General features: G+C 65.4%; 8 protein-coding genes and 1 pseudogene. 6 read left to right on the forward strand and 3 right to left on the reverse strand.

Annotated elements, in window-relative coordinates; all coding sequences use genetic code 11:
• From EN742_RS13570 to EN742_RS13595, 6 genes are all read left to right on the forward strand, one after another.
• The coding region (locus tag EN742_RS13570) for a peptidoglycan DD-metalloendopeptidase family protein (RefSeq protein ID WP_148670097.1) at positions 1 to 421 on the forward strand (421 nt) is incomplete at its 5' end.
• Between the two features lies 1 nt (position 422).
• Positions 423 to 1,748, forward strand: coding sequence for a S41 family peptidase (locus EN742_RS13575; protein ID WP_189375314.1), 1,326 nt, complete (start codon positions 423 to 425; stop codon positions 1,746 to 1,748).
• A 204-nt stretch (positions 1,749 to 1,952) separates the two neighbouring features.
• A complete protein-coding gene (locus EN742_RS13580) occupies positions 1,953 to 3,140 on the forward strand; it encodes a divergent polysaccharide deacetylase family protein (protein ID WP_127404977.1) in 1,188 nt (395 codons plus the stop codon).
• 257 nt (positions 3,141 to 3,397) lie between these two features.
• Positions 3,398 to 3,913: an RNA pyrophosphohydrolase gene (locus EN742_RS13585; RefSeq protein ID WP_127404978.1), complete on the forward strand. Its 516-nt coding sequence runs from the start codon at positions 3,398 to 3,400 to the stop codon at positions 3,911 to 3,913.
• Positions 3,914 to 3,995: 82 nt separating this feature from the next.
• Entirely contained in the window at positions 3,996 to 5,141 is a 1,146-nt protein-coding gene (alr, locus tag EN742_RS13590; protein WP_127404979.1) for an alanine racemase, read from the forward strand.
• Positions 5,142 to 5,320: 179 nt separating this feature from the next.
• On the forward strand, positions 5,321 to 6,577 hold the full coding sequence (locus EN742_RS13595; protein ID WP_127404980.1) for a D-amino acid dehydrogenase: 1,257 nt from the start codon (positions 5,321 to 5,323) through the stop codon (positions 6,575 to 6,577).
• Between the two features lie 67 nt (positions 6,578 to 6,644).
• Here EN742_RS13595 and EN742_RS13600 read toward each other — a convergent pair whose 3' ends face one another.
• From EN742_RS13600 to EN742_RS39350, 3 genes and pseudogenes are all read right to left on the reverse strand, one after another.
• The gene (locus tag EN742_RS13600; protein WP_127404981.1) at positions 6,645 to 8,738 is read right to left on the reverse strand and encodes a phosphatidylserine/phosphatidylglycerophosphate/cardiolipin synthase family protein; all 2,094 of its coding nucleotides are present in this window, start codon (positions 8,736 to 8,738) and stop codon (positions 6,645 to 6,647) included.
• 68 nt (positions 8,739 to 8,806) lie between these two features.
• Positions 8,807 to 9,247 (reverse strand): hypothetical protein, encoded by a 441-nt coding sequence (locus EN742_RS13605; RefSeq protein ID WP_126057810.1) that lies wholly within the window; start codon positions 9,245 to 9,247, stop codon positions 8,807 to 8,809.
• A 104-nt stretch (positions 9,248 to 9,351) separates the two neighbouring features.
• Positions 9,352 to 9,489: pseudogene (locus tag EN742_RS39350) on the reverse strand (LysR family transcriptional regulator); the annotation flags it as partial.

Here is a 9,489-nt window from a genome sequence, read left to right on the forward strand (position 1 = left end):
GGGACAGATCGCGCTGCCGGTCACCGGCAAGATCAAGCGGCGCTTCGGGGCCGATGACGGTAACGGCGCGGTGATGCAGGGCGACATGGTTGCGACACAATCGGGAGCCATCGTCACCGCGCCGGCGGATGGAAATGTGCTTTATGCGGGGCCGTTTCGCTCTTATGGTCAACTCTTGATCCTCAATGCCGGCGACGGGTATCATGTCGTCCTGGCTGGGATGAGCAGAATCAGTGTCGCGACTGGCCAGTCGGTGCTCGCAGGAGAACCGGTCGGCGCGATGGGAGAGGCCCGGGTGGCGAGCACCTCGGCTTCGCAGAATGGAAATGCCACGCCGGAGCTCTATGTCGAGTTCCGCAAGGATGGGAAACCCGTCGATCCGACCCCATGGTGGGCGGACCGTTTTTCTGGAAGGACGTGAAATGATGCGGAAACTTTCGCTTCTGTTCGCCGGCGTGCTGATGGGCGCGTCAGCGATGAGTCTGGTCTACGGCGCGCCAGGCTCGACGGCGAACGCTGCGGGCTCCGAGACTTACAAGCAGCTGGCGATCTTCGGCGATATTTTCGAGCGTGTGCGGGCGCAATATGTGACGCCGCCGGACGACAAGTCGCTGGTCGAGAACGCCATCAACGGCATGCTGGCCTCGCTTGATCCGCACTCGTCCTACATGAACGCCGAGCAGGCGCAGGACATGCGCGTGCAGACCAAGGGCGAGTTCGGCGGCCTCGGCATCGAGGTCACCATGGAGAACGACTTGGTCAAGGTGATCACGCCGATCGACGACACGCCGGCCGCCAAGGCCGGCGTGCTGGCAGGCGACTACATCGCCAAGATCGACGGCGAGGAGGTGCGCGGCCTGACCCTCAACGACGCCGTCGAGAAGATGCGCGGACCGGTCAACACGCCGATCAAGCTGACCATCCTGCGCCAGGGCGCCGACAAGCCGATCGAGCTGACGGTGGTGCGCGACATCATCAAGGTCAAGGCGGTCAAGTTCCGGGTCGAGAACGACGTCGGCTACATGAAGATCACCTCGTTCACCGAGAAGACCTATGACGATCTCGAGAACGCCATCGACACCATCAAGAAGCAGGTGCCGGCCGACAAGCTCAAGGGCTATGTGCTCGATCTGCGCCTCAATCCGGGCGGCCTGCTCGACCAGGCGGTGAGCGTGTCGGATGCCTTCCTCGACCGCGGCGAGATCGTCTCGACGCGCGGCCGCGATCCGAAGGACGTCACCCGCTTCGACGCGAGGGCGGGCGACGACATCGGCGGCAAACCGCTGATCGTGCTGGTCAATGGCGGTTCGGCGAGCGCGTCGGAAATCGTCGCCGGCGCGCTACAGGACCTGCGCCGCGCCACCGTGGTCGGCACGCAGTCCTTCGGCAAGGGCTCGGTGCAGACCATCATCCCGCTCGGCGAGAACGGCGCGCTCAGGCTGACGACGGCGCTCTATTACACCCCGTCCGGCAAGTCGATCCAGGGCAAGGGCATCACGCCTGACATAAAGGTCGAGCAGCCGCTGCCGGCGGACCTGCAGGGCCGGGACCTGACGCGCGGCGAATCGGACCTCAAGGGCCATATCAAGGGCGCCGACGAGAGCTCGACCGGCTCCGGCTCGGCTGCCTATGTGCCGCCGGATCCGAAGGACGACTTGCAGCTGATCTATGCCGAGCAGCTTTTGCGCGGCCAGAAGACCGATCCGGCGTTCCCGCCGAATCCGCAGAAGGCCGTGCTCAACCAGTAAGGATTCGGCGGACCAGACCAAGAGGTCTGGCCGCCTGATCGAAGCAATGCGATGCTGCCGGGACCGCGAGGTTCCGGCAGTTTGATTCGGGGACGCGGCTGGCGCGCCGCGCCCGAGGCGTGGCAGGCGCCGAGAAGGCTTGGATTGGCGTTGGCGTTCCGGGAGGTGACCCACCTGCCGGTCCCAATGCATCGGGGTTGCGGCTTGGTGGACATCGGCAAGGACATAGAGCGACCACTCGGGCAGGCTCTCAGGCCGCAGCGTGTTGCGTCGCGCGGCATCAGCACCGGCGCGGTCGCGGCGACGCTCGCCGTGCTTGCGGTGATCGGCGTCTCCGGCGCGATCGCGTTGCGCGAAAAACCGTTCCGCAAGCCGCAAGAGGTCGCGGTGTCGACGCCGAAGGTGGCGCCGGCCCCGGCCGCAACGCCTGCCCCGGCACCCACCGCGGAGGCGGCGACGGCGGCACCCAAGGTCGAAACGCCCAAGGCCGGCGGACCGCAGATCATCCATGTCCAGACCGAGGAAGGCGACGGCCCGCCCAAGGCGGCCATCGTCATCCGCGATCCTTCCGCGATCGGCCAGAACCTGAAGATCGCGCATATCCCCGACAAGGCGTTGATCGAAGCCAGCGACACCGGCCCGCTGCCGGCCCGCGCCGCCGACGGCAGGCGACCGTTCGACGTCTATGCGCGGCCGTGGTCGGGGTCGCGCGGCGCACGCGTGGCGATCGTTATCGGCGGGCTCGCCGTCTCCCAGACCGGCACGCAGGCGGCCATCGCCAAATTGCCGGCCGAGGTGACGCTGGCGTTCGCGCCGCAAGGCAACAGCATCGGCCGCTGGATGCAGGCGGCGCGGCAGAGCGGGCACGAGATCGTCTTGCAGATCCCGCTCGAACCATTCGACTATCCCAACATCAATCCCGGCCGTAACACGCTGACTGTGGCGGCGAGCCCGGACGAGAACCTGAAAAGCCTGCACTGGGCGCTGTCGCGGACGACCAACTATACCGGCGTCATGAACTATATGGGGGCGCGGTTCTCGGCCGACGCGGCCGCGATGGCGCCGTTCATCGCCGAGCTCGGCAAGAGGGGTCTCGCCTATGTCGACGACGGCTCGTCGGCGCGCAGCCTGGCGCCGGACCTGGCGCTGAAGGACGGCGTGCCGTTCGTCGCCGGCGACACATCGATCGACGCGGTGCAGGATCGCGGCGCGATCCTGAAGAAGCTGGACGAGCTGGAAGCCACCGCGCGGGCCAAGGGCACCGCCGTCGGCATCGGCTCGGCCTTCGATCTCACGGTCGACACGGTTTCGGCCTGGGTGGCCGAGGCGAAAAAACGCGGCATCGAGATCGTGCCGATCTCGGCGGTAGCGATCGATCCGCAAAAAGGCTAACAGCCGTCCCGATAATTTTACTCCGGCGGGCATCTGGCGACGTTTTCTGCGCGTCTACAGCGCCGCGCGTCCTTTGGATGGGCAAAGGACGCTATAGCTTTTTTGATTTGCGTATGATCCTTTCCGAAACATCGGTTTCGATTTTCGGGGTCATACGCGCTGTTCACGTCCTTTAAGTACGCTCCGTTCCGGTTCTCGAAATCGCTCGCCACCTGCCTCGCCGGAGCGAATTCTCAAAACGGCTGGAACTTTCATTTATGGCCAAAAACGTCGATCCCGAAACCCTGCCTTACCGTCCATGCGTCGGCCTGATGATCCTCAATGGCGACGGGCTGGTCTGGGTCGGCCATCGCATCGCCGAATCGGACAGCGAGTTCTCCGGCACGACGCAGCTCTGGCAGATGCCGCAGGGCGGCATCGACAAGGGCGAGGAGCCGCTCGAGGCGGCGGAGCGGGAGCTCTACGAGGAAACCGGCATGCGCTCGGTCTCGCTGCTCGCCGAGGCGCCGGACTGGATCAACTACGATCTGCCGGCGCATCTGGTCGGCGTCGCCCTCAAAGGGCGCTATCGCGGCCAGACGCAGAAATGGTTCGCCTACCGCTTCCATGGCGATGTCGGTGAAATCCAGATCAATCCGCCGCCGGGCGGCCACACCGCCGAGTTCGACAAATGGGCGTGGCGGCCGATGCAGGACCTGCCCGGCCTGATCGTGCCGTTCAAGCGCCAGGTCTATGAGGAGGTGGTTGCGGCGTTTCAGCACCTGGTCTCATAAGGCGCAAACACGTCTTTCCAAAAACCGGGTTCCAACTTTTAGCGATCATGCTCTATTGATGGCCGATGCAATGGGGGCCGGCATGGACGACGCCGCCGAAAGGCCTATCCCGAACACAGAAGCTGCCGGACCGGTCAGCGAGGCCGTGGCCGGGGCGATCCTGAGCATCGATCTCGGCGCCATCAGGGAGAACTACCGGCGGCTGAAAGCGCGGGCGGGCAGCGCCCATTGCGCCGGCGTGGTCAAGGCCGACGGCTATGGGCTGGGCGCCGCGGCGGTGGCGGCGACGCTGGCGGCGGAAGGCTGCACCAGCTTCTTCGTCGCGCTGCTCTCCGAAGGCATTGCGCTGCGCAAGGCGCTCGGGCCCGGCCCGGTGATCCATGTGCTGAACGGGCTGCCGCCGGGCTCGGAAAACGAGGCCGTCGAAGCCGGCCTTTGCGTCGTCATCAACAGCTCAACGCAACTCACGGCCTGGAGCGAGGCTGGTCAACAGGCCGGCCGCAAGCTGCCGGCCGCGATCCAGGTCGACAGCGGCATGTCCAGGCTCGGCATGCCGCCGGCGGAGGTCGAAGAGCTGAGCCACAAGCCCGATTCCTTCGAAGGTATTGCGGTCACCCTGGTCATGAGCCATCTCGCCTGCGCGGACGAGCCGGCACATCCGGCCAACGAGCGGCAGTGGCTGACGTTCGAGCGCTTGCGCAAGATGCTGCCCGAGGCGCCGGCTTCGCTGGCCAATTCCTCCGGCATCTTTCTCGGGCCGGCCTTCCAGTTCGATCTCGTCCGCCCCGGGGCGGCGCTCTACGGCATCAATCCGACGCCGACGGATCCGAACCCGATGCTGCCAGTGGTGCGGCTGCAGGCCAAGGTCGTGCAGACGCGAAGCGTCGAGAAGGGGGCAGGCGTCGGCTACGGCCACACCTATCGCGCGCAGGATGCGCTCAGGCTGGCGACGATTTCGCTCGGCTATGCCGATGGCTGGCACCGGCGCGCCGCCTCGGCCGCCTGGTTCGAGAACGTGCGGTTGCCCTTTGTCGGAAGGGTGTCGATGGATTCGATCATACTCGACATTTCCGCCTTGCCGCCCGGCAGGCTCGGCGAAGGCGATCTGGTCGAACTGCTTGGTACGTCACAGAGCGTCGACGACGCGGCCGGCCATGCCGGCACGATCGGCTACGAGATCCTGACCAGCCTCGGACCGCGTTTTCACCGGCGCTATGTGGGCGGCTGAGGTTTTTCAATATCGCGGCCTGGCGCGGCCACTTGGCGGACGCCGCAAAATCCGGCAGACAGTGGGCGACGACCCCGGCCTGCGCATGGCTCCGAAAATCGGCAACGATCTTCGCGCAAGGATCATGCGCCACATAACAGTGAGAGCCCTGACCAGACGTCGTCGTGGAGAGCGATGCGATGAAGATCTTCGTGCTGGGCGGCGGTGTGATCGGGGTCACCACCGCTTACTTCCTCGCCGAGGCCGGCCACGAGGTGACGGTGTTCGATCGCCAGAAAGGTCCGGCACTGGAAACCAGCTTCGCCAATGCCGGCGAGGTCTCGCCAGGCTATGCCTCGCCCTGGGCCGGCCCGGGCATCCCGCTGAAGGCGATCAAATGGCTGCTGATGAAGCATGGCCCGCTGGTGGTGCGGCCGGCCTTCGATCCGCATATGTGGACATGGCTCTTGAAGATGCTGCGCAACTGCACCGCCGAGCGCTATGCGCTCAACAAGTCGCGCATGGTGCCGCTTGCTGAATACAGCCGCGATACGCTGAAGACGCTGCGCCAGACGACCGGCATCGCCTATGACGAGCGGGCCAAGGGCACGCTGCAGCTTTTCCGTACGCAAAAGCAGCTCGACGGCACCGGCGGCGACGTCGAGGTACTGAAGAAATACGGCGTTCCCTATGAAGTCCTCGACGCCGAGGGCTGCATCGCCGCCGAGCCGGCGCTGGCCGGCGTGCGCGGAAAATTTGTCGGCGGTCTCAGGCTGCCGGGCGACGAAACCGGCGACTGCAAGATGTTCACCGACCGGCTGGCGGAGCTCTGCGTGGCGCGCGGCGTCACCTTCGAATACGACACCGTGATCAGGCGAATCATCCGCAGCCGCAACCGTGTGCACAACATCCACACCAGCAAGGGCTGGAAGGCGGCGGATGCCTATGTGATGGCGATGGGCAGCTATTCAGCGCAGGCAATGCGCCGGGTGAAACGGCCAATCCCGGTCTACCCGGTCAAGGGCTATTCGATCACCGTGCCGATCAAGGATGCCGATGCCGCGCCCGTCTCGACGGTGATGGACGAGACCTACAAGGTGGCGATCACCAGGCTCGGCGATCGCATCCGCGTCGGCGGCACGGCTGAGATTTCAGGCTTCGACATGAGGCTGCACGAGTCGCGCCGGCGTACGCTGGAGCATTCGGTCGGCGATCTCTTCCCGGGCGGCGGTGATCTCAAGACCGCGACCTTCTGGTGCGGCTTGCGGCCAATGACGCCGGACGGGCCTCCGCTGGTCGGCCGCAGTGAGCTGTCAAACCTCTATCTCAACACCGGCCACGGCACGCTCGGCTGGACCATGGCCTGCGGCTCGGCCAAGGTGCTGGCCGACATCATCTCCAGCCGGGTGCCGGAGATCAACGCGCACGACCTCGGGCCGGAACGCTACCTGAAATAGTGCGGCGGCCTTAAGCTTTGTGCATGTCGTTGTCCGAAAACCGCTGCATGCTTTTGGGCGACATGCATCAAAATGCCTGCTTCACCCAGCTCTGGCTGAACAGCAGCCTGTAGGCCCAGGGGATCGTCACATTGGTGGCGACCGGGGTCGAGTGCGCGAGGTAGTCGTCATAAACCGGCCTCATCCTGGCATAGAAGGCGGGGTCGAGAACGGTCATGCCGTTCTCCGAGTCATGGAAGAAGCTGCGGTTGTTGAGGTTGACCGACGAGATCGCCACCAGCCGCTCATCGATCATCATGATCTTGGAATGCAGCACCACGTCGGGCGCCTTGAATTCGCGGATGTCGATGCGGTCGCCGTACTTCTCGACGAACAGCTTGTTGAGCGCGGTAAGGAACTTGCCGCCGATATCGCCCTTGAGGTCGATGCGGCCGACAATGTCGATCCTGACGCCTCTCGCCAGCGCCCGGTCGAAGGCCAGCGCGAGCTTCGGCGTCAAATTCAGGTAAGGATTGACGATCTGGATATGGTGCTCGGCGGTGTCGATCAATTCGACGAAATAGTTCTCCAGCGCGTGCCCGTCCTCATAGGGCGCGGAGATGAAATGCCGGGCGACGCCTTGCGGGAGCCGGCCGCTGGCGCGGACCGGAATCGAAAACGGCCGCGAGATATTGGTGTCGGCATCGCGCAGCCATACGGTCGACAGATGCGCGGCGAGCGTCTGGACCATCGCCGGATCGGCGAACTCAATGTCGAAGTCGCTCCAGTTCGAATAGTAGTTCAGCGAGAAGCCGTCGGTCCTGCCGTATTGCTGCAGGTCCGGATAGCGCGACAGGTCGACCGGTCTGTGGAACAGGAAGCCGTCATGGATGTTGCGGCCGCCGATGATGACGCGCGAACGGCCGGGATCGTCGGCCAGCGCCGCCAGCATCTTGACGTGATGGGTCTTGTGCAGCTGTGAGATCTGCTCGTCGATCGGCGCGCCATGGTCGGCCCGCCAGCGGTATTCCTGAAGCTGGACATTGGGGAATTCCGCCGCCAGCCGGTGCAGCAGGACGTCGTCCTTCTCGCGCTCCAGCACATCGGTGACCAGGATGCGCACCTTGGTGCCCAAGGCGGCATGGTGGCGGACCAGCCGCTCCATGACGCGGCCGGAAAAGTCCGCCTTGAACTCCAGTGACGACAGATAGATCAGCCTGAGTTTCGGCGCATGGGTGAAGTCGAGCGGCAGCTCCGGATCGGCCTTGTCGAGGGCGCTGTCGGAAAGCCTTGTGCCCAGCAAGGCCTCGACCTTGGCGTTGAACCCATCGCGCGACTTGCGCAGCAAAAGCGGTTTGCCGAGCGGCAGCGCGCAGGTCTGCGACAGCCAGCGGCCGGCATAGAACACACGGTCCAGTTTCTTCAACCCCGACGGATCGGGCACCGGACAGCGATCGTAGCGGCTGTCGAGCGCGGCGACCCATGGGTCGGCGACCTCCTCGCGCAGGATGGTCAGCGGTGCGCCGGCGGGGGCGAGGTCGGAGCGGACACGCAGGTCGCAGCGGGTCAGCGCTTCATCGGGAAACAGGCTTGCTGATGTTTCTGCCGCCGGCAGGCTGAGATGAAACGCCGAGCCCGCCGCAATGCTGCTTGATCGTCCCGAGGCGCGGATTGCCAGCGGCCCGTCGCAGGAGCCACCTATGTCGATCGGCTTCCGGCCGGCCTGACGAAGCACGATCTCGACCGAGCGCGCCTCCAGTCCGGAAAAACTGAATATCCTCGGCGCGAAAGGCCGGGCGGCGGCATCGAGATAGAGCGTCTGGCGCGACATGCGCCAGCGCCCGGTGAAATGATCCTCGCCGGGCTTATCGCGGGTTGGCGTCAGCTCGGTCTTGTCGAGCGGCCTCGCCAGCCGCTGCAGCGTCCGGTAGGTCGCCTGGAAACGGCTGTTCTGGACATCACGCCAGTCATGGCCGAAACGGCCGGTGCCGTTCGTGCGATCGAGCGCGTCGAGCCGGCTCTGGGCGAGCAGCGCCTGGAACCGCTTCTCGTAGGCGCCGTTGTCGTCATTCCCGAAGTATTGTGCGGTTGCGATCTCGGTGCCGGTGGTGTCGGCCGAGACCGGCGGCCGGTCGCAGGTATCATCGCCCGGAAAGAAAGCGCAGGCGGAACGGCCGGGCATGCCGGCGCAGCCGGCCGTTGCCGCGAGCGCCAGCCAGAGCAGGGCCAGGCATCCGAAATTGCGCCGCGTCACCCGGTGGCCCCGTTCATGGCCTTGAGCTGGGCGGGATCGCGTGGCGGCATGAAGCCCTGCGGGAAGATCTTGCAGACGGGGACGGCGAACGTGGCGATCAGGAGTTCGGCCTCGTCGCGCATCGCCCTCGTCGCGCTCTTGTCGTCGCGGATCGCTCGCGCCGAGGCGACAAGGGCGCCGTCGCAGTCGCAATGGTTATGGCGGGCGATGTAGCAGGCGTCGTGGACCTGGCACGCGGCGTCGAGACGGTCGACCGGCCGCAGCGACAGGTCGCCGGAGCGGGTGCCCGGCCCGCAATAGTTGCCGATGACGAAGGGCGAAGGGCGCGCCATCGCAGTGCGGATCGGCTTTGGCAGCTCCGCCTCCGGCACTTTCGTCCACGGGTTGGCGCAAGCCGAGAGGAAGGCCAGCGGCAGGATGGCAAGAACGGCTCGCATTTTCTCCGCGCCAGCTTTCCGAAAAGTCCCCGCCCGGGCTTTAAAGCCGCTCAATAGGCGGATGCCACACTCGCCGATTTTGTGGCAAGCGCAAGGCGGGCGAGTCAGACGAACAGAGCGCGCTCCCTTTCCACCGCCCGGGTGATGAAGTTGGCGACGATCTGCACCCGGCGCAGCGGCCTCACCGATTCGTGATAGACCAGCCAGTAGGCGCGGCGGATCGGCGCGACGATGTCGACGGG

Source organism: Mesorhizobium sp. M4A.F.Ca.ET.020.02.1.1, assembly GCF_004022645.1.
Taxonomy (GTDB): Bacteria; Pseudomonadota; Alphaproteobacteria; order Rhizobiales; family Rhizobiaceae; genus Mesorhizobium.

Bases quoted from the DNA above. Each gene is read 5' to 3' on its own strand.
- EN742_RS13575 (WP_189375314.1), top strand. From the start codon at position 423: ATGATGCGGAAACTTTCGCTTCTGTTCGCCGGCGTGCTGATGGGCGCG.
- EN742_RS13585 (WP_127404978.1), top strand. From the start codon at position 3,398: ATGGCCAAAAACGTCGATCCCGAAACCCTGCCTTACCGTCCATGCGTC.
- alr (WP_127404979.1), top strand. From the start codon at position 3,996: ATGGACGACGCCGCCGAAAGGCCTATCCCGAACACAGAAGCTGCCGGA.
- EN742_RS13595 (WP_127404980.1), top strand. From the start codon at position 5,321: ATGAAGATCTTCGTGCTGGGCGGCGGTGTGATCGGGGTCACCACCGCT.
- EN742_RS13600 (WP_127404981.1), bottom strand. From the start codon at position 8,738: ATGCCCGGCCGTTCCGCCTGCGCTTTCTTTCCGGGCGATGATACCTGC.
- EN742_RS13605 (WP_126057810.1), bottom strand. From the start codon at position 9,247: ATGCGAGCCGTTCTTGCCATCCTGCCGCTGGCCTTCCTCTCGGCTTGC.